Raw genomic sequence first — 20,348 nt, 5'->3', positions numbered from 1 at the left:
AACCCTGCTCAAGCGGTCTCTACGATCGGAAAACTTTTCACAAGTTCATCCAGCGATTTGAGCTGAGCCAGGAAGGGCTCCAGCTTGTCCAGGCGCAATGCGCAGGGACCATCGCATTTGGCGTTGTCAGGATCCGGGTGGGCCTCGAGGAACAGACCGGCCAGATTCTGGCTGATACCCGCCTTGGCCAGGTCCAGGACCTGAGCGCGGCGACCACCGGCTGAGTCGGCACGACCGCCCGGCATTTGCAGGGCATGGGTCACGTCGAACAGAATCGGGTACTCGAACTGCTTCATGATGCCGAAGCCGAGCATGTCCACCACCAGGTTGTTGTAACCGAAGCTGGAACCGCGCTCGCACAGGATCAACTGATCGTTACCGGCTTCTTCGCACTTGGTCAGGATGTGCTTCATTTCCTGAGGCGCGAGAAACTGGGCTTTCTTGATGTTGATGACTGCACCGGTCTTCGCCATCGCGACCACCAGGTCGGTCTGGCGCGACAGGAAAGCAGGCAACTGGATGATGTCGCACACTTCGGCAACGACAGCAGCCTGCTCGGGCTCATGCACATCAGTGATCAACGGCACGTTGAAGGTGCGCTTGATCTCTTCGAAAATGCGCATGCCCTCTTCCAGGCCGGGACCACGGTAGGACGTCACCGAGGAACGGTTGGCCTTGTCGAAGCTGGCCTTGAACACGTAAGGGATACCGAGCTTTTCGGTAACCCGCACGTATTCTTCGCAGACCTGCATGGCCATGTCGCGGGACTCCAGCACGTTCATGCCACCGAACAGAACCATTGGTTTGTCGTTGGCGATCTCGATGGAGCCTACGCGGATGATTTTCTGAACCATGTGCTTATCTTCCCTATCAGGCATTCTTTTGACGTTGAGCCAGTGCGGCTTTCACGAAACCGCTGAACAGCGGGTGACCGTCGCGCGGCGTCGAAGTGAACTCCGGGTGGAACTGGCAAGCCACGAACCATGGATGATCAGGCGCTTCGACCACTTCGACCAGCGCACCGTCGCCGGAACGGCCGGAAATCTTCAGGCCGGCTTCGATCAACTGCGGCAGCAGGTTGTTGTTCACTTCGTAGCGATGGCGATGACGCTCGACAATCACGTCATTCTGGTAGCAATCGTGAACCAGCGAGCCCGACTCCAGTTGGCATTCCTGGGCGCCGAGACGCATGGTGCCACCCAGATCGGAGCTCTCGGTACGGGTTTCCACAGCACCGGTCGCATCTTCCCACTCGGTGATCAGACCCACGACAGCATGCGCGCTGGTGCGGTCGAATTCGGTGGAGTTGGCGTCTTTCCAGCCCAGCACGTTACGGGCAAACTCGATAACCGCCACTTGCATGCCCAGGCAGATACCCAAGTACGGAACCTTGTTTTCACGAGCGAACTGAACGGCTGTGATCTTGCCTTCAACGCCGCGCAGGCCGAAACCGCCCGGAACCAGAATCGCGTCCACGCCTTCGAGCAGGCCAGTGCCCTGATTCTCGATGTCTTCGGAATCGATGTAGCGCAGGTTGACCTTGGTGCGGTTGGTGATACCGGCGTGGCTCATGGCTTCGATCAACGACTTGTAGGCGTCGAGCAGTTCCATGTACTTGCCGACCATCGCGATGGTGACTTCGTGTTCAGGGTTGAGCTTGGCATCGACGACCTTTTCCCACTCGGACAGATCGGCGCCGCCGCACTGCAGACCGAAACGCTCGACGACGAAATCGTCCAGACCCTGCGAATGCAGGATGCCAGGGATCTTGTAGATGGTGTCGGCGTCTTCCAGCGCAATGACCGCGCGCTCTTCAACGTTGGTGAACTGGGCGATCTTGCGACGCGACGAGGTGTCGATCGGGTGATCGGAGCGGCAGACCAGAACATCAGGCTGCAGGCCAATGGAACGCAGTTCCTTGACGGAGTGCTGGGTCGGCTTGGTCTTGGTTTCACCGGCGGTGGCGATGTACGGCACCAGTGTCAGGTGCATCAGCATCGCGCGGCGTGCGCCGACTTCGAAACGCAGCTGACGAATGGCTTCGAGGAAAGGTTGGGACTCGATGTCGCCGACCGTGCCGCCGATTTCGACCAATGCCACGTCGGCATCGCCTGCACCCTTGATGATGCGGCGCTTGATCTCGTCGGTAATGTGCGGAATGACCTGAATGGTCGCGCCCAGATAATCACCACGGCGCTCTTTGCGCAGGACGTGTTCGTACACACGGCCAGTGGTGAAGTTGTTGTTCTGGGTCATGGTGGTGCGGATGAACCGCTCGTAGTGACCCAGGTCCAGGTCGGTTTCAGCGCCGTCGTGAGTGACGAACACCTCACCGTGCTGGAACGGGCTCATTGTGCCTGGGTCCACGTTGATGTAGGGATCCAGTTTGAGCATGGTGACTTTAAGCCCCCTCGCCTCCAGGATGGCCGCCAATGAAGCCGAGGCAATGCCTTTCCCCAATGAAGAAACAACACCGCCCGTGACGAAGATGTAGCGCGTCATGAAAAACCCTAGAAGTCTGCGTTAAAGCGGTCAGAGCCGCCGGGGAAAGCGAAGGAAGGCCGAAGCCCCCGATTACCGACAAAATTCACGGTGCACTCCCGAAACTGCTGCGTTGAAACCGACCGGCCGAAAGCCTGCCTATTACGCGCTACATTTTAAGAAATCGCCCCGTAAATACGGGTTGGTAACCGGCAACTTGTGTTGTTTCAAAAGAACCAACAGAAGCTGTATCAAGAAGGGAGCGTAGTCTACCTGAAAGGCCCTTTCAGCTCAAACTTTGGTCGCTGGTCGGTGCTGCCCAGCGCAATTGCCAGCTTCCATTGGGTGAAGCGTCCAGTCCAGCCAGCCCGGCGACCGCCAGCAGTTGGTCATCGCAGTACAGCAGCGGCAATCTGCCGCGGACGAACGTAGGCACACCGTGCTCGTTGAACAGGCGTTTGAGATCGCGATGACCTCGTCGTGCCACTTGCATGACTTCGCAGCCCTGACGATAACGCACCTCGAGCGGCCCTTGCGGCGCATCGCCCTGTATCGAGACACGCCCGTTACCGGGAAGGCTCAACCGCTGGTGAGGATCAGGCCAGATGAATACGCCTTCGACGGGGCGAAGCCAGGCCCGGGGCAGCCACCAGATGTGTCCCCGGGTGCGATGCAATTCTCCGTCGACCAGTCGCCAGACCGGCTGTGCGCCCTCTCCCGCGTCGCGCAAGGTGTCCCAGCCCGCCCAGTGATCGGTATCAGGCAAGCGGGTAAGTGGCGCGAGCCAGTGACGCAGTGCGTTGCGTTGGCGAGTCGCGGACAAATCTGCAAGAGGCCCGACAGCCAGCACGGGAAGGCCGAGCCAGACAAAGGACGTAGTGGCTTGAGCGGCGGCCAGATCCTGCTCGGCAAGCTCTCCCAGGAGCTCCTGGGCTTCGCCGAGATGACGGGCAGTGCGCGCCATACTGGAAACAGCCTGCGGCCATCTGGAGGTCAGCAACGGCATGACCTGTGCGCGCAGGAAATTACGGGAAAAGCGGACATCGTCGTTGCTGGAGTCTTCGATCCAGCCAAGGCCGTGCTCGCGTGCATAGCCTTCGAGTTCGCCACGCGAACAGTCAAGCAATGGCCTGACCAGATGCCCTTTTCCGAGCGCACGAGACTCAGGCATCGCCGCAAGCCCTCGAACACCTGCACCGCGCATCAAACGAAACAGCAATGTTTCAGCCTGATCGTCGCGGTGCTGTCCCGTCAGCAACACCTCACCCTCGCCCACCTGCGCCGAGAATGCTGCATACCGAGCCTCGCGGGCTGCCTGCTCGAGGCTGGCGCCTGACTCCACGTTCACTCTGATCATCTGCAGCGGCATATCGAGCGCCTGACAGACCTGCCGACAATGCTCAGGCCAGTCATCGGCAGCAACCTGCAGACCGTGATGAACATGAATCGCTTTCAGAGCGGGCAAAGTTTTGCGCCTGGCCAGTTCAGCCAGAAGATGCAACAGGACAGTGGAATCGAGACCGCCGGAGAAACCGACGTGCCAGACAGGCGCATCGCGCCAGGGCGCCAGGGCTTGGAGCAGCCTGGTGGGGAGATCATGACCGCTATGGCTTGAATGGGTCATTGATAAGGCCATTTGAAAAGTGTTGCTACACGCACGAGCGCAGGCTGCGCCACCAATGCCAACGCCAAATCCCTGAAGCGACAAAACTGTGGGAGACGCCTCCCACAGTTTTGCGTTTGCCATGAGAGGTGCCGCGTCAGCAACACAGCGCCCTCTCCACGATCACCTTACAAGCCGTAGCTCATCAGACGATCGTAACGACGGGCCAGCAGCGCGTCGTTGTCGAACTTCTTGAGCATTGCCAACTGGCTGCTCAGCTCTTCACGAATCGAAGCCGAGGCGGCAACCGGGTCGCGGTGTGCGCCGCCCAATGGCTCGGTGATCACCTTGTCGACGATGCCCAGGCCTTTCAGGCGCTCGGCGGTAATACCCATGGCTTCGGCGGCGTCCGGCGCTTTCTCGGCGGTTTTCCACAGAATCGAAGCGCAGCCTTCCGGCGAGATCACCGCGTAAGTCGAATATTGCAGCATGTTCAACTGGTCGCACACGCCGATGGCCAATGCACCGCCCGAGCCGCCTTCGCCGATGACCGTGGCGATGATCGGGGTTTTCAGACGCGCCATGACACGCAGGTTCCAGGCAATCGCTTCACTCTGGTTGCGCTCTTCAGCATCAATGCCAGGGTAGGCGCCCGGTGTGTCGATGAAGGTCAGGATCGGCATTTTGAAACGCTCGGCCATTTCCATCAGACGGCAGGCTTTGCGATAGCCTTCAGGGCGCGGCATGCCGAAATTGCGGCGTACCTTTTCGCGCACTTCACGGCCTTTCTGATGACCGATCACCATCACAGGCTGACCTTCAAGACGCGCAACGCCGCCCACGATGGCCGCGTCGTCGGAGAAGTGACGATCACCGTGCAGCTCATCGAACTCGGTGAAGATGTTCTGGATGTAATCCAGTGTGTACGGGCGACGGGGATGACGCGCCATGCGCGCAATCTGCCAGCTGGTCAGGTTGCCGAAGATACTTTCGGTCAGAGTCCTGCTCTTGTCCTGCAACCGGGAGATCTCGTCACCGATGTTCAGCGAGTTATCGTTGCCCACCAGGCGCAGTTCTTCGATTTTGGCTTGCAAGTCAGCGATAGGCTGTTCGAAATCCAGAAAATTCGGGTTCATAGGCATCCGTCTTGGGTCGACGGCCAAGAGGCCGGCCGGTTGATCCGTCTGCGCCTTTCCCTCAGGGAACAGGCGCGGTCAGGTCGAAATTAAAATTCAGGGCTGAGCGCAGATCTAGCCTGCGGCCTTCAGCGATACTGGAGAAAGACGTTCTCACGTCCGAACTGGTCACGCAGCGCTTGAATCAAGCTGTCTGCGGGATCGATTCGCCATGCTTCTCCGAACTGCAGCAACGCTTTGGCATCCTTACCGGTGTAATCCACCGTGATCGGACAGGCGCCACGATGGCGCCTGCACAGATCGCCGAGCCAGCGCAGCCGGTCACCCTTGAGCGCATCGGCATGCACCGTCACTCGCAGGCTTTCAGCCAGATTGGTCCGCGCATCCTCGATGCTCATGACGCGCTTGGCACGCAGCCTCAAGCCGCCGGAGAAGTCATCATTACTTACTTCGCCTTCAACCACCACCATAGCATCGGTCTGCAACAGTGACTGAGCCGAATGGAAGGCTTCGGCAAACAGTGACGCTTCGATGCGCGCCGAGCGGTCATCCAGGGTGATGAACCCCATCTTGTCGCCCTTCTTGTTCTTCATCACCCGCAGGGCAATGATCAGGCCTGCCACCGTCTGGGTGTCTCTGGCCGGTTTCAGGTCGATGATGCGCTGCCGGGCGAAACGACGTATCTCACCCTCGTATTCATCGATCGGGTGTCCGGTCAGGTAGAGACCCAGGGTTTCCTTCTCGCCACGCAAGCGATCCTTGAGGCTCAGCTCACGGGTCTTGCGATGATTGGCGTAGACGTCTGCATCTTCTTCGACGAACAGACCGCCAAACAGGTCCGAGTGACCACTGTCGCGGCTTCGCGCAGTCTGCTCTGCCGCCTGAATGGCTTCTTCAAGGGCCGCGAGCAACACCGAACGGTTACGGTCGATGTTGGCCTGATAGGCCTTGGGTTCCAGTTCAAAATATGGGCCGAGACGATCCAGCGCACCACTGCGGATAAGACCATCGAGGGTCCGCTTGTTCACGCGCTTGAGATCGACCCGGGCGCAGAAATCGAACAGGTCCTTGAAAGGCCCTTTCGAGCGCGCCTCGGTGATTGCCTCGACCGGCCCCTCGCCCACGCCCTTGATCGCGCCCAGACCATACAGAATCCGGCCATCGTCGCTGACGGTGAACTTGAACTCGGACGTGTTCACGTCCGGCGCGTCGAGGCGCAGCTTCATGGTGCGCACTTCTTCGATCAAGGTCACGACCTTGTCGGTGTTGTGCATATCCGCCGACAACACGGCCGCCATGAACGGCGCCGGGTAGTGAGTCTTCAGCCAGGCGGTCTGATACGACACCAGACCGTACGCGGCGGAGTGGGACTTGTTGAAACCGTAACCGGCGAATTTTTCCACCAGGTCGAAAATGTTACCCGCCAGATCCGGGTCGATATTGTTGGTCTTGCAGCCGTCGATGAAACCGCCGCGCTGCTTGGCCATTTCCTCGGGCTTTTTCTTACCCATCGCACGACGCAGCATGTCTGCACCGCCGAGGGTATAGCCCGCCATGACCTGCGCAATCTGCATCACCTGTTCCTGATACAGAATGATGCCGTAGGTCGGTGCCAGTACAGGCTTCAGGCCTTCATACTGATAGTCGACGTGCGGATAGGACAGCTCGGCGCGACCGTGCTTACGGTTGATGAAGTCGTCCACCATGCCCGATTGCAGCGGCCCCGGACGGAACAGGGCCACCAGTGCGATGAGGTCTTCCAGGCAGTCGGGCTTGAGCTTTTTGATCAGCTCTTTCATGCCCCGCGACTCGAGCTGGAACACGGCCGTGGTCTCGGCGCGCTGCAACAGCTGATAGGTCGGCATGTCATCCAGCGGGATGAACGCGATGTCCAGCGGCGCTTCGTTGACCTTGGCGCGGTCGCGGTTGATGGTTTTCAGCGCCCAGTCGATGATGGTCAGGGTTCGCAGACCGAGGAAGTCGAACTTCACCAGACCTGCCGCCTCGACGTCATCCTTGTCGAACTGGGTTACCAGACCGTCACCGGCTTCGTCGCAATAGATCGGCGAGAAATCCGTCAGCTTGGTGGGCGCAATCACCACGCCCCCGGCGTGTTTGCCCACGTTACGCACGACACCCTCGAGCTTGAGGGCCATCTCCCAGATTTCAGCCGCCTCTTCATCGACCTTGAGGAAGTCGCGCAGGATCTCTTCCTGTTCAAAGGCCTTCTCGAGTGTCATGCCGACTTCGAACGGGATCATTTTCGACAGGCGATCCGCAAGCCCGTAGGACTTGCCCTGCACCCGCGCCACGTCCCGCACCACCGCCTTCGCGGCCATGGAACCGAAGGTGATGATCTGGCTCACTGCGTTGCGGCCGTATTTCTCGGCCACATAGTCGATAACCCGATCACGACCATCCATGCAGAAGTCGACGTCGAAGTCGGGCATCGAAACCCGCTCCGGGTTCAGGAAGCGTTCGAACAGCAGGTCGTATTCAAGCGGATCGAGGTCAGTAATCTTCTGTACGTACGCCACCAGCGAACCGGCACCCGATCCACGGCCAGGACCTACCGGCACGCCGTTGCTCTTGGCCCACTGGATAAAGTCCATCACGATCAGGAAGTAACCGGGGAACCCCATCTGGATGATGATATCCAGCTCGAAATTCAGCCGGTCGACATAGACCTGGCGCTTGGCTTCGTAATCTTCGGTGGTGTCCTTGGGCAGCAGGACCGACAGGCGCTCCTCCAGACCATCGAAGGATACCTTGCGGAAATATTCATCGATGGTCGTGCCATCGGGGATCGGGAAGTTGGGCAGAAAGTGCGTGCCCAGCTTCACGTCGATGTTGCAGCGCTTGGCGATTTCGACGCTGTTGGTCAGCGCCTCGGGCAGGTCGCTGAACAGCTCGGCCATTTCTTCCGGGCTTTTCAGATACTGTTGATCGCTGTAGTTGTGCGAACGCCGAGGGTCATCCAGTGCGCGACCTTCACCGATACAGACGCGGGTTTCATGCGCTTCGAAATCGGTCTGCTTGATGAAACGCACATCGTTGGTCGCGACCAGCGGCGCGCCGTGGCGGTCAGCCAGGGCAACAGCGGCGTGCAGATGTTCTTCATCGTTGGCGCGGTTGGTGCGCTGCACTTCGATGTAGAAGCGATCCGGAAAGACCGTCATCCACTCACGCAGCAGCTCGTCAGCCTCGCCCGGATTACCGCCGAGCAACGCCATGCCAATCTCGCCTTCCTTCGCTGCCGACAGCGCGATCAGACCATCACTGGCCTGAGCGACCCATTCACGCTGGATCACGATCTGGCCGTTGCGCTGCCCTTCGATGAAGCCGCGCGAGATCAGCTCTGTCAGGTTGCGATAGCCCTGGGCGTTCATGACCAACAGACTGATACGGCTGAGCGCCGCGTCCTGGTCACGGCCAGCCAGCCACAGGTCGGCGCCGCAGATCGGCTTGATACCCGCGCCCTGGGCTGCCTTGTAGAACTTGACCAGCGAGCACATGTTGTTCTGATCGGTCACCGCGACGGCAGGCATGTTCATGCTGGTCAGCGCCTTGATCAGCGGCTTGACCCGGACCAGACCGTCGACCAGAGAGTATTCGGTGTGCAGGCGTAGATGAACGAAAGAAGCCGGCATGGTGATCCTATAGCGCGAAAACTGAAAACGAGGGCGCGATTGTAGCGAGACCTGACTGAAACGTCAGTCCTGCAACAACCCGATCGACGATGAAACCTGCGCCATCATGATGGCCGCTCGCGCCTCATGAGCAGCACGGACCGGCGCGAAGGAGCGCCGATGAATGGGGGTTGGCCCCAGACGAGCCAGAGCTTCGAGGTGTACCGGCGTCGGATAGCCCTTGTGACCACCCATGCCATACCCCGGATAAATGAGCTCGAACGCGGCCATTTCCCGGTCGCGGCTGACCTTGGCAAGGATCGAGGCTGCTGCAATCGCAGGCACTTTTGCGTCGCCCTGCACCACGGACGCCGAAGGCACTGACAACTGCGGGCAACGATTACCGTCAATCAAGGCCAGTTTCGGGGTGATGCTCAGGCCTTCGACAGCCCGTTTCATGGCAAGCATCGTGGCGTGCAGAATATTCAGCTCGTCGATTTCCTCGACTTCAGCCCGGGCGATGAACCAGCACAGGGCCTTTTCCTGAATTTCGTCGAACAGTTTCTCCCGGCGGGCTTCGGTCAGTTTCTTGGAGTCGTTGAGCCCCAGGATAGGCCTCGTCGGGTCCAGAATCACGGCAGCGGTGACCACAGCGCCGCACAGGGGGCCTCGCCCCACTTCATCGACACCCGCGACAAGGTCCTCGACCAGCGTGAAATCCAGACCTGTCTGTATCATTGGTTTACTCACAGTGAAGACGTTTGCCCAAGCAGACTCAGAACCGCATCGGCAGCCTGATTCGAGGCATCGCGGCGCAGCGTCCGGTGAATCTCGTCGAAGCCCTGAGTCTGCGCCTGACCTTCATCGATCAGCGGCAGCAGCGTTTCTGCCAGCGCTTCAGGTGTGGCCGCATCCTGCAGCAGTTCCGGCACCAGCAAGCGCTGAGCCAGCAGGTTGGGCAAAGACACATAGGGGCTTTTGACCAGTCGCTTCAGAATCCAGAAAGTAACCGGCGCCATACGATAGGCAACCACCATCGGTCGCTTGTAAAGCAGCGCTTCAAGCGTCGCCGTGCCGGAGGCTATCAAGACCGCATTGCACGCAGCGAGGGCCGTATGCGACCGACCGTCGAGCAGCGTGATCGGCAGATCGCGCCCCCGCAGCAGTTCTTCAATCTGGGTCCGACGCTGGGGGCTGGCACAGGGGAGCACGAAACGCAGGGTCGGACGCTGGGCGAGAAGGCGCTCGGCGGCATCGAAGAACAAGCCTCCCAGACGCCCTACTTCGCCACCGCGGCTGCCTGGCATGAGGGCAACAACTGGCACATCACCCGCCAGACCAAGCTCGCCACGAGCAACTGCACGGTCAGACTCAAGAGGAATCGTGTCAGCAAGTGGATGCCCGACAAAGCGGACCGGCACGCCTTTCTCTTCATAGAATCGGGCTTCGAACGGCAGAAGGGTCAGCATCAGATCGCAACCTTCGCGAATCTTCAGGACACGCTTCTGACGCCACGCCCAGACCGAAGGACTGACGTAGTGGACCGTCTTGATCCCGGCACGGCGCAGTTGAAGTTCGATATTGAGGGTGAAATCCGGGGCATCGATACCGATGAAGACATCGGGCTTTTCATTGATCAGCGTCTGAACCAGCAGCTTGCGTCTGGCGAGCAACTCGCGCAATCGGCCGAGCACTTCGACCAGCCCCATGACCGACAGGCGCTCCATGGGAAAGTACGACTGCATGCCCTGCGCTTCCATGAGCGGACCGCCAACGCCGATGAACTCGGCATCGGGATGCCGCGCCTTGATGGCACGCATCAGGCCTGAACCAAGGATGTCGCCGGAGGCCTCACCCGCCACCAGCGCGATACGCAATGGGCTTGCCATGTTCAGCGGGTAATGCCGCGGGTCGAAACCTGGATCGACTCGAGGAACACTGCCACTTCAGGGAAGAGCGCGGCAGGCTCGGCCAGATCGGCAACGGCCTGATCAATGGTCAGACCCTGGCGGTAGACAGTCTTGTAGGCCCGGCGCAGCGCATGAATGGCTTCCTCGGAGAACCCCCGACGACGCATGCCTTCGAAGTTCATGCTGCGCGCTTCGGCAGGGTTGCCGAACACGGTCACGAACGCCGGAACGTCCTTGCCGATGGCGGTGCCCATGCCGGAAAAGCTGTGCGCGCCGATATGGCAGAACTGATGCACCAGGGTGAATCCCGAAAGAATCGCCCAGTCATCAACATGCACATGACCGGCCAGCGCGGTGTTGTTGACCAGAATCACATGATTGCCGATCACGCTGTCGTGACCGATGTGCGCGTACGCCATGATCAGATTGTGATCGCCCAGCGTGGTCTCGGCGCGATCCTGGACCGTACCGCGGTGAATCGTCACGCCTTCACGGATCACATTGTGATCCCCGATCACAAGGCGAGTCTCCTCGCCCTTGTACTTGAGGTCAGGTGTATCTTCGCCTACCGATGAGAACTGGTAGATGCGATTGTGCTTGCCGATCCGGGTCGGTCCCTTGAGGACGACATGAGGACCGACCACTGTACCCTCGCCAATTTCCACACCGGGTCCGATGATCGACCAGGGGCCGACCTCCACGTTGTCGGCCAGAACGGCCGTCGGATCGATGATTGCGCGAGGGTCAATCAAACTCATAGCTTGCGTTCCGCACAGATGATTTCAGCGGAGCATACCGCTTTACCGTCAACAGTGGCCTTGCATTCGAACTTCCAGATCTGGCGCTTGGAGCTCAGAAAGTTGGCTTCCAGAACCAGTTTGTCACCCGGCAGCACAGGCTGACGGAAGCGCAGCTTGTCCGAACCCACAAAGTAATAAAGGGTGCCGTCGGACGGCTTCGCGTTCAACATCTTGAACGCCAGAATGCCTGCTGCCTGGGCCATGGCCTCAATGATCAGCACGCCCGGCATGATCGGATGCTGAGGAAAGTGGCCATTGAAAAAAGGCTCGTTGACGCTGACATTCTTGTAAGCGCGAATGGTCTTGTTCTCGATATCCAGTTCCGTGACGCGATCCACCAACAGGAACGGATAACGATGAGGCAGGTATTCGCGAATTTCTTTGATGTCCATCATTTCGAGGGGAAGCCTGTAGTAAAGATTAGGGGTGCTTCGCGATGGCGCAGCACCCCTCTACATCAAGGGGGCAGTTTATCGACTGTGCACGCTTGATATTAAAAAGGTATCAGCCATCAGATGGAGGATTACCGGCGCTGGTCACGGTCTCGACCATCTTTTCCAGTTTTTGCAGACGCCGGGCCATGTCATCGATCTTGCGCAGACGCGCCGCACTCTTGCGCCACTCGGCGGCTGGCTGCATTGCAGTGCCCGAAGAGTAGGAGCCTGGTTCGGTGATGGAATGGGTCACCATCGTCATGCCCGTGATGAAAACGCCATCACAGATCTCGATATGCCCCACCAGCCCCACGCCACCGGCCAGCATGCAGTGCTTGCCGATCTTCGTGCTACCGGAGATGCCTACGCAGGCCGCCATGGCCGTGTGATCACCGATCTGAACGTTGTGAGCGATCTGAATCTGGTTGTCCAGCTTGACCCCGTTACCGATCCGGGTGTCCGCCAGCGCACCACGGTCTATGGCGGTATTCACGCCGATCTCCACGTCGTCGCCAATGGAAACACCGCCAATCTGGGCAATCTTCTGCCAGACACCTTTCTCATTGGCAAAGCCGAAACCTTCTCCGCCCAGCACGGCCCCGGACTGAATCACCACACGCTTGCCAATGCGAACGTCGTGGTAAAGCGTCACACGGGGGGCCAGCCAGCCACCCTCGCCGATCTCGCAACGGGCACCGATAAAGCAATGTGCACCCACGGTGACCTGCGCAGCGATCCGTGCGCCGCTTTCGACGATCGCGAAAGCACCGATGCTGGCCGCAGGATCGACGACAGCATCGTCAGCGATGACCGCTGTCGGGTGGATACCGGCTGCAGCCTTCGGCTTGGGATCGAACAGATGGGAGATTCGGGCATACGCCAGATAAGGATCGGGCACCAACAGCGCGTCCCCGGCGAAACTGTCGGCATCTGCGGGCTTGAGCAGCACGGCAGCAGCCTGAGTGTCGATCAGGAATTTACGGTATTGGGGATTTGCCAGGAAGCTGATCTGATCAGGGCCGGCCTCTTGTAAAGTGGCCAGCCCATTGATGTCCTTATCCTGATCGCCACGTAACATGGCACCCAGGAACTCGGCCAACTGGCCGAGCTTGATGGTCGCGCTCATATTACTTCAGCTGATTCATGCGCTCGATGACCTGGCGAGTAACGTCATACTGAGGTTTGACGTCAATCACCGCACCGCGCTCGAATACCAGGTCGAAACCACCTTTCTTGATGACTTCTTCAACGGCCTGATCCAGCTTCGGCTTGAGCTGCTTGAGCATTTCACGGTCAGCAACGGCCTTGGCTTCGTTCAGCTCCTTGGACTGGAACTGGAAATCACGTGCTTTCTGCTTGAATTCAAGCTCCAGACGCTCGCGCTCAGGCTGAGCCATCTTGTCGCCGCCGCTTACCAGACGATCCTGGATGCCCTTGGCGCTGCTTTCCAGGCTTTTCAGCTTGGTCAGCTGCGGACCGAATTTCTTCTCGGCATCAACTGCGTATTTCTTGGCGGCGTCAGATTCCAGCAGGGCCATCTGATAGTTCAGTACAGCGATCTTCATGTCAGCAAAAGCAGGGCTTGCAACCAGAACGGTGGCCAGCAGTACCAATTGAGTCAACTTACGCACAATACAACTCCTACAGAATTCGTTGCGTTATCAAAGATCAGGCGCTTAGAAGGTCTGACCCAGGGAGAATTGGAAAACCTGTGTTTCGGAATCGTCGTCCGGCTTCTTGATCGGCATCGCCAGGGCGAAGCTCAAAGGACCAAGAGCGGTGATCCAGGTCACACCGACGCCGACAGAACTGGCCATGCCGGACAAATCGACGTTGTTGCATTCGACACGTTGACCATTGCGCGTTCTGCTGGAATCGCAATTGCTGTCGAAGACGTTACCCACATCCCAGAACACGGAGGTGCGCAGCGAGCGCTGATCCTTGATGAATGGCAGCGGGAACATGACTTCTACACCACCCTGGACCAGTACGTTGCCACCGAACGGCAGTGGATCCTGATCGGGGTCGACCGCTGTTCCAGGGTTGCGACCCGAACTTGGCGTGCTGCGAGGACCCAGCGTGCTGTCCTTGAAACCACGAACCGAGTTGAAGCCACCGGCGTAGTAGTTTTCATAGAACGGCAGGCCCGAGGTCGAACCGTAACCGTCGCCATAACCCAATTCGGTGTGCAGGCGCAGCGTGTAGTTGTCGGTGATCGGGTGGAAATACTGTGCACGGTAGTCAAGCTTGTAAAACGACAGGTCGCTTCCCGGCAGCGTGGTTTCGAACACCAGGCTCTGGGAATGACCACGGGTCGGCAGTACGCCCTTGTTCAGGGTGGACTCGGACCAGCCGGCGGACGCCTTGAAGTTCAGGAACTTGTCGCCTTCGCGGTTGGTGAAATCGAAGATTTCGTCAACGGTGTACGTACCGGTCTTGATCTCGTCCTGCTGTACGGTCAGGCCGTAGGTCAGACGGGAAGTTTCGCTGATCGGGTAACCCAGGCTCACACCGGCGCCAAGGCTGTCGACCGCATAGCTCGCCACGTCCACGTCGAGATCGTCGTAGTCGGTGGTGCGATAGAAGGCGTTGTAGCCCAGGCTGACACCGTCCGGCGTGTAGTACGGATCGACGTAGCTGAAGTTGTAACGGCTCTGGTACTCGGAACGGGTCAGACCGATGCTGACCTTGTTACCGGTACCCAGGAAGTTGTTCTGGCTGATCGACCCCCCCAGAATCAGACCGGCACTCTGTGCAAAACCGACGCTGGCGGTGATCGAACCGGACGCCTGTTCCTCAACCGCGTAGTTCACGTCCACCTGATCATCGGTGCCCGGCACGGCCGGCGTTTCGACGTTGACTTCCTTGAAGAAGCCCAGACGATCCAGACGGGTCTTGGACTGGTCGATCAGGTAGGTGGAAGCCCAACCGCCTTCCATCTGACGCATTTCGCGGCGCAGCACTTCGTCCGCAGACTTGGTGTTGCCACGGAAGTTGATACGGTTCACATAGGCGCGCTTGCCGGGATCGACCACGAAGGTGATATCGACCGTGTGATCTTCGTTATTCGGCGTCGGCACGCCGTTCACGTTGGCGAAGGTATAGCCTTCGTTACCCAGACGACGGGTGATCAGCTCGGAGGTCGTGGTCATGACCTTGCGCGAGAATACCTGACCTGGCTGAACCAGCATCAGGGACTTGACCTGGTCTTCAGGGACTTTCAGGTCACCGCTGAGCTTGACCGACTTGACGCTGTACTTCTCGCCTTCGTTGACGTTCACAGTGATGTAGACATTTTTCTTGTCAGGCGTGATCGAGACCTGGGTCGAGGCTATATCCATATTGATATAGCCACGGTCGAGGTAGTACGAACGCAGACGTTCCAGGTCGCCGGAAAGTTTCTCACGGGCGTACTTGTCGTCGTTCTTGAAGAAGGACAGCCAATTGGAGGTCTTGAGTTCGAACAGGTCGATCAGGTCCTCGTCGGGGAACACGGTGTTGCCCACGACGTTGATGTGCTGAATGGAGGCGACGGTGCCTTCATTGATGTTGATCTTGAGGCCGACACGGTTGCGAGGTTGCGGCACGACTTCGGCGGCAACCTCGGCAGAGTAGCGACCCTGGGCCACGTACTGACGCTGCAGTTCGTTACGCACGCCCTCGAGCGTGGCGCGCTGGAAAATTTCACCTTCAGCCAGACCCGATTGTTTGAGGCCTTTCATGAGGTCTTCGGTGGAGATCGCCTTGTTGCCTTCGATCTCGATGCTGGCAACAGAAGGACGCTCGACAACGGAGATGACGAGTACGTTGCCATCGCGACCCAGCTGGATATCTTGAAAGAAGCCGGTCTTGAACAACGCACGAGTGGCATCGACCAGACGACCGTCATCCGCCTGCTCGCCCACGTTGAGCGGCAGTGCGCCAAAGACACTGCCGGCGGAAACCCGCTGGAGGCCGTTGACACGGATATCGGAGATGGTGAAGGACTCGGCGTGAACTTCAGCGATCATCAGTGCGGCAAGAACCGCAGTTAGCAGCAGACGTTTCATGAAGTCCTTTCTTATTCCAACTGGCAATAAACAAACTGCCGCAAAATGCGGCAGATTCGCAACTCGGCAACGCTTTACAGTCGGCCCAGATCGTTGACCAGCGCGAGCAACATAACGCCCACAACCAGACTGATACCGATCTGCGCCCCCCAACCTTGAACCTTTTCCGAAAGGGGACGACCACGCGCCCACTCGATCAGATAAAACAGCAAATGCCCCCCGTCCAGGACGGGAATGGGCAGCAAATTCAGAACCCCGAGGCTTATACTCAGATAAGCGAGGAAGTTCAGAAAGTCTCCGATACCCGACTGGGCCGAAGCGCCCGCCACTTTAGCAATGGTTATCGGTCCACTCAAGTTTTTTACCGAGAGCTCACCGAACAACATTTTCTTGAGCGAATCCAGCGTCAGCACACTCATGGTCCAGGTACGCTTCACGCCCTCCGCCATGGCGGCGAAAGGACCGTAGCTGACCTCGCGGACCATTTCGGCTGGCCAGTCTACACCTTTGACGCCTGCACCCAGGTATCCGGCTGCCGCCTGACCTTCGCCACGCGCTGCCAGGGTGACAGGGATATCGAGCTGCGCACCATCACGCTCGATACGCAACGAAACCTTTGCCCCCGGACGCTCACGCACCCAGTCGACGACCTGCTGCCACTCGTTGAGCGGTTGACCATCCACAGAGATCAGACGATCCCCCATTCTGAGACCTGCTGCCTGAGCAGGTCCCTTCGGATCAAGCTCTTCCAGCACCGGCGGCAAGGCAGGTCGCCATGGGCGAATACCGAGGGACTTGATCGGATCGGGCTCTTCCGCGCCTTTCAACCAGTTATCCAGAACCAGCTCGCGGGAAGTATCGGCCGTAGAGCCAGGCTCACGAAGCGTGACAGCGACTGTACCGCTTTCGCCCAAGCGACGGACCAGTTGTAAATTGACCGCAGACCAGCCCGAAACAGGCTCGCCGTCGATGGACATGATTTCCTGCCCTGCTGCCAGACCGGCGTGCTGGGCGATACTTCCAGCTTCAACTGCGCCGATCACAGGACGAACCTGCTGCGTGCCCAGCATCGCCAGGACCCAGAAGAACGCAATGGCCAAAAGGAAATTGGCAACAGGACCTGCCGCGACGATGGCGAAACGCTGATACACCGTCTTGCGATTGAAGGACTGCTCGGCGAGCTCGGGCGGAACATTGCCTTCGCGCTCATCGAGCATCTTCACATAGCCGCCCAGAGGAATGGCCGCAACGACATACTCGGTGCCCTGACGGTCGTGCCAGCGCACCAGCGGCGTGCCGAAGCCTACGGAAAACCGCAGAACCTTCACACCACAGCGCCGTGCCACCCAGAAGTGACCGAACTCGTGAAAAGTGACCAGCACGCCCAGCGCAACCAGGGTGCCGACAATCATGTATAACGCACTCATCGACTTTCTCCGGGTACCGACTCATCGGCAAGTGTGTTTATCATCGCAGACCTTGGGACCTGCACGTGACGCACCACATCAATCCCTTCACTGATTCCTGCAGCTTCAACGACCGTGTCGTTCCAGCCACTGAGTGGCAAGCATTCGAGCCCGGCCATCTGCTGCGAATACCGCTTCGAGGTCTTCGACCTGAATGGCCGGCTCGAGATTCAACACATCCTCGATGATAGCGGCGATCTCCAGGTAACGAATACGCCCGTCCAGAAACGCAGCCACCGCAACTTCGTTCGCCGCGTTGAGCATCGCGGGAGCACTGCCGCCCGCCTCCGCCGCCTGACGAGCCAGTCGCAGACACGGAAAACGCTCTTCATCGGGTTCCTGAAAGTCCAGTTGGCCGATGCGAAACAGATCCAGCGGCGCCACACCCGATTCTACACGCGCAGGCCAGGCCAGCGCATTTGCGATTGGCGTACGCATGTCAGGATTGCCAAGCTGGGCGAGCACCGAGCCATCGACGTAATCCACCAGCGAGTGGATCACACTCTGCGGATGAATCACGACTTCCACCTGAGAGGGACGAGCATCGAACAGCCAGCAGGCCTCGATGAGCTCAAGCCCCTTGTTCATCATGGTGGCGGAGTCGACGGAAATCTTGCGCCCCATGGACCACACCGGATGGGCGCACGCCTGATCGGGTGTCACATGGTGCAGTTGATCCAGAGGCGTCTGACGGAACGGACCGCCCGAAGCGGTCAGCATGATGCGCCTGACACCGACCGCACCCAGACCGCGGGAAAAATCGGCAGGCAGGCATTGAAAGATCGCATTGTGTTCGCTGTCGATGGGCAGCAGGACCGCTCCGCTGTGACGGACCGCCTGCATGAACAGCGCGCCGGACATGACCAGCGCCTCCTTGTTGGCCAGCAGCACCTTCTTGCCCGCCTCGACAGCCGCCAGTGTCGGGCGCAGACCTGCTGCACCGACAATGGCTGCCATGACGGCATCGACCTGAGGGTGAGCCGACACTTGGCAAAGCCCTTCTTCTCCCACCAGCACGCGCGTGTCGAGCCCGACGGCAGCGAGATCATCCTGCAGCTTGCGCGCCGCGGCCTGCTCGGGCACCACGGCAAATTGCGGCGTATGCCTGATGCACAACGCCAGCAGCTCGCTCAGACGCGTGAAACCCGTCAGCGCAAACACCTGATAGAGCGACGGATGACGAGCGACCACATCCAGCGTACTCACACCGATGGAGCCGGTCGCACCCAGAACAGTGATCTGTTGCACACGACTCACATGACACCCCAGTCGGCAGCCCAGAGCAGCACTGCAAACACTGGAATGGCCGCAGTCAGACTGTCGATACGGTCCAGAACGCCGCCATGTCCCGGAAGCAGGTTGCTGCTGTCCTTCACACCCGACTGACGCTTGAACATGCTCTCGGTCAGATCACCGATCACCGAAATGAACACCACAACAGCAGCGCCCAGCAGACCGCCAATGAACTGAGCGACCGTCCAGTCGCGGGAAATGCCGACTGCCGCCGTAATACCGAGACTGACCGCCAGACCGCCGTAAACGCCTTCCCAGCTTTTACCCGGACTCACCTTGGGTGCCAGCTTGCGCTTGCCGAATGCCTTGCCCGAGAAATAGGCGCCGATATCGGCCGCCCATACCAGAACCATCACCGCAAGGATCAGCCAGTTGCCCAGCGGCCACTGCTTGATCAGCACCAGCCCCTGCCAGGCAGGCAGCAGGATGAGTAGACCGATCACCAGCTTGCAGGCGGCACTGGCCCAATGCTCACTGGAGTCCGGGTAGGTCAGCACCAGGAAGGTGGCTACCGCCCACCAGATGACGGCTGCAACCAGAACCCATGGCTCAAGGCCGGGCAGCAGGTACATGAGAAAAAGCAGCACAGCCACCACAGCGGCGTAGCCAATGCGCATCGACTGGGCGGCAAAGCCTGCAAGTCGAGCCCATTCCCATGCACCCAGCACGACCACGAAACCGATGAACAGCGCGAAGTACGCACCGGTCAGCAGAAAAAAGCCGCAAAGGGCAATCGGCAACAGAATGAGTGCCGTGATGATCCGTTGTTTCAGCATTAAGCCCGGGCTCCAGCTTCTACCTGCTCGCTCGTTTTACCGAAGCGACGTTGGCGGGAAGCGAAATCAGCCAGCGCAGCGCGCATGGCATCGTGTTTGAAGTCCGGCCAGAACAGGTCGGAGAAGTACAGCTCGGCATACGCCAGTTGCCAAAGCAGAAAGTTGCTGATGCGGTGCTCGCCACCCGTACGGATACACAGGTCCGGTAAAGGCAGGTCACCTGTGGCCAGGCAGGTCTGCAGCAGTTCCGGCGTAATGTCTTCCGGCTGCAGGTGACCGGCCTGAACTTCACGCGCCAGACGTTGAGCGGCCTGGGCGATATCCCACTGACCGCCATAGTTGGCGGCGATCTGCAGAACAAAGCGGCTGTTACCGGAAGTCCGCTGCTCGGCCTCACGCATTGCTGCCTGAAGCTCGGGATGAAAGCGCGAGCGATCACCGATGATTCGCAGACTGATGTCGTTTTCGTTCAGGCGCTTGGTCTCACGGCGCAAGGCCGTGAAGAACAGTTCCATCAGCGCACCGACCTCATCGGCGGGGCGCTGCCAGTTTTCACTGGAGAACGCGAACAGCGTCAGTACTTCGACCTTGGCTTCCGCGCACACCTCGATAACGGCACGCACGGCATCAACGCCCGCCTTGTGACCGGCAACACCTGGCAACAGGCGTTTCTTGGCCCAGCGATTATTGCCATCCATGATGATCGCAACGTGGCGTGGCACCGATGACGGCCCGGTCGGTTTTGTCTTTTCCATTAAAGCGCCCCGAACC

16 protein-coding genes are annotated in these 20,348 nt (G+C 59.2%); all 16 read right to left on the bottom strand.

Annotation, left to right across the window (positions count from 1 at the left end; genetic code table 11):
• Window positions 1-8: 8 nt before the first annotated feature.
• Window positions 9-854, bottom strand: a complete 846-nt coding sequence (gene kdsA / locus AC0IXS_RS21680) for a 3-deoxy-8-phosphooctulonate synthase (protein ID WP_057408641.1) — start codon at window positions 852-854, stop codon at window positions 9-11.
• 16 nt (window positions 855-870) lie between these two features.
• Window positions 871-2,502, bottom strand: a complete 1,632-nt coding sequence (locus AC0IXS_RS21675; RefSeq protein WP_025994480.1) for a CTP synthase — start codon at window positions 2,500-2,502, stop codon at window positions 871-873.
• Window positions 2,503-2,767: 265 nt separating this feature from the next.
• The gene (gene tilS, locus AC0IXS_RS21670) at window positions 2,768-4,105 is read right to left on the bottom strand and encodes a tRNA lysidine(34) synthetase TilS (protein ID WP_057408642.1); all 1,338 of its coding nucleotides are present in this window, start codon (window positions 4,103-4,105) and stop codon (window positions 2,768-2,770) included.
• Window positions 4,106-4,272: 167 nt separating this feature from the next.
• Window positions 4,273-5,220: an acetyl-CoA carboxylase carboxyltransferase subunit alpha gene (locus AC0IXS_RS21665; protein WP_004879043.1), complete on the bottom strand. Its 948-nt coding sequence runs from the start codon at window positions 5,218-5,220 to the stop codon at window positions 4,273-4,275.
• A 128-nt stretch (window positions 5,221-5,348) separates the two neighbouring features.
• Window positions 5,349-8,870, bottom strand: a complete 3,522-nt coding sequence (dnaE, locus tag AC0IXS_RS21660) for a DNA polymerase III subunit alpha (protein ID WP_471825650.1) — start codon at window positions 8,868-8,870, stop codon at window positions 5,349-5,351.
• A 63-nt stretch (window positions 8,871-8,933) separates the two neighbouring features.
• Window positions 8,934-9,584: a ribonuclease HII gene (rnhB, locus tag AC0IXS_RS21655; protein ID WP_471826277.1), complete on the bottom strand. Its 651-nt coding sequence runs from the start codon at window positions 9,582-9,584 to the stop codon at window positions 8,934-8,936.
• An 11-nt stretch (window positions 9,585-9,595) separates the two neighbouring features.
• Entirely contained in the window at window positions 9,596-10,738 is a 1,143-nt protein-coding gene (gene lpxB / locus AC0IXS_RS21650) for a lipid-A-disaccharide synthase (RefSeq protein ID WP_057408645.1), read from the bottom strand.
• 2 nt (window positions 10,739-10,740) lie between these two features.
• Window positions 10,741-11,517 (bottom strand): acyl-ACP--UDP-N-acetylglucosamine O-acyltransferase, encoded by a 777-nt coding sequence (gene lpxA, locus AC0IXS_RS21645; protein ID WP_471825648.1) that lies wholly within the window; start codon window positions 11,515-11,517, stop codon window positions 10,741-10,743.
• Complete coding sequence (fabZ, locus tag AC0IXS_RS21640; protein ID WP_004879034.1) at window positions 11,514-11,954, bottom strand: 3-hydroxyacyl-ACP dehydratase FabZ; 441 nt, start codon at window positions 11,952-11,954, stop codon at window positions 11,514-11,516. Before fabZ ends, lpxA begins: the two co-directional genes overlap by 4 nt.
• A 109-nt stretch (window positions 11,955-12,063) precedes the next feature.
• A complete protein-coding gene (lpxD, locus tag AC0IXS_RS21635; protein ID WP_057408646.1) occupies window positions 12,064-13,119 on the bottom strand; it encodes a UDP-3-O-(3-hydroxymyristoyl)glucosamine N-acyltransferase in 1,056 nt (351 codons plus the stop codon).
• A gap of 1 nt (window position 13,120) precedes the next feature.
• Window positions 13,121-13,624 (bottom strand): OmpH/Skp family outer membrane protein, encoded by a 504-nt coding sequence (locus AC0IXS_RS21630; RefSeq protein WP_002554721.1) that lies wholly within the window; start codon window positions 13,622-13,624, stop codon window positions 13,121-13,123.
• Window positions 13,625-13,669: 45 nt separating this feature from the next.
• Complete coding sequence (gene bamA / locus AC0IXS_RS21625; RefSeq protein ID WP_088235799.1) at window positions 13,670-16,042, bottom strand: outer membrane protein assembly factor BamA; 2,373 nt, start codon at window positions 16,040-16,042, stop codon at window positions 13,670-13,672.
• A 74-nt stretch (window positions 16,043-16,116) separates the two neighbouring features.
• On the bottom strand, window positions 16,117-17,469 hold the full coding sequence (gene rseP, locus AC0IXS_RS21620; RefSeq protein ID WP_122667639.1) for a sigma E protease regulator RseP: 1,353 nt from the start codon (window positions 17,467-17,469) through the stop codon (window positions 16,117-16,119).
• 105 nt (window positions 17,470-17,574) lie between these two features.
• Window positions 17,575-18,765 (bottom strand): 1-deoxy-D-xylulose-5-phosphate reductoisomerase, encoded by a 1,191-nt coding sequence (ispC, locus tag AC0IXS_RS21615; protein WP_122667640.1) that lies wholly within the window; start codon window positions 18,763-18,765, stop codon window positions 17,575-17,577.
• Window positions 18,762-19,577: a phosphatidate cytidylyltransferase gene (locus AC0IXS_RS21610; RefSeq protein ID WP_057408650.1), complete on the bottom strand. Its 816-nt coding sequence runs from the start codon at window positions 19,575-19,577 to the stop codon at window positions 18,762-18,764. The genes ispC and AC0IXS_RS21610 overlap by 4 nt, the downstream gene beginning before the upstream one ends.
• Complete coding sequence (gene uppS, locus AC0IXS_RS21605; protein WP_057408651.1) at window positions 19,577-20,332, bottom strand: polyprenyl diphosphate synthase; 756 nt, start codon at window positions 20,330-20,332, stop codon at window positions 19,577-19,579. The genes AC0IXS_RS21610 and uppS overlap by 1 nt, the downstream gene beginning before the upstream one ends.
• Between the last annotated feature and the right edge of the window lie 16 nt (window positions 20,333-20,348).

It is taken from the genome of Pseudomonas sp. AC016 (assembly GCF_979253365.1).
This window is presented reverse-complemented; position numbering and strand designations above follow the sequence as displayed.

Excerpts from the sequence above, each read along its gene's own strand:
- kdsA (WP_057408641.1), bottom strand. The coding sequence starts at position 854 with ATGGTTCAGAAAATCATCCGCGTAGGCTCCATCGAGATCGCCAACGAC.
- AC0IXS_RS21675 (WP_025994480.1), bottom strand. The coding sequence starts at position 2,502 with ATGACGCGCTACATCTTCGTCACGGGCGGTGTTGTTTCTTCATTGGGG.
- tilS (WP_057408642.1), bottom strand. The coding sequence starts at position 4,105 with ATGACCCATTCAAGCCATAGCGGTCATGATCTCCCCACCAGGCTGCTC.
- AC0IXS_RS21665 (WP_004879043.1), bottom strand. The coding sequence starts at position 5,220 with ATGAACCCGAATTTTCTGGATTTCGAACAGCCTATCGCTGACTTGCAA.
- dnaE (WP_471825650.1), bottom strand. The coding sequence starts at position 8,870 with ATGCCGGCTTCTTTCGTTCATCTACGCCTGCACACCGAATACTCTCTG.
- lpxB (WP_057408645.1), bottom strand. The coding sequence starts at position 10,738 with ATGGCAAGCCCATTGCGTATCGCGCTGGTGGCGGGTGAGGCCTCCGGC.
- lpxA (WP_471825648.1), bottom strand. The coding sequence starts at position 11,517 with ATGAGTTTGATTGACCCTCGCGCAATCATCGATCCGACGGCCGTTCTG.
- fabZ (WP_004879034.1), bottom strand. The coding sequence starts at position 11,954 with ATGATGGACATCAAAGAAATTCGCGAATACCTGCCTCATCGTTATCCG.
- lpxD (WP_057408646.1), bottom strand. The coding sequence starts at position 13,119 with ATGAGCGCGACCATCAAGCTCGGCCAGTTGGCCGAGTTCCTGGGTGCC.
- bamA (WP_088235799.1), bottom strand. The coding sequence starts at position 16,042 with ATGAAACGTCTGCTGCTAACTGCGGTTCTTGCCGCACTGATGATCGCT.
- rseP (WP_122667639.1), bottom strand. The coding sequence starts at position 17,469 with ATGAGTGCGTTATACATGATTGTCGGCACCCTGGTTGCGCTGGGCGTG.
- AC0IXS_RS21610 (WP_057408650.1), bottom strand. The coding sequence starts at position 19,577 with ATGCTGAAACAACGGATCATCACGGCACTCATTCTGTTGCCGATTGCC.
- uppS (WP_057408651.1), bottom strand. The coding sequence starts at position 20,332 with ATGGAAAAGACAAAACCGACCGGGCCGTCATCGGTGCCACGCCACGTT.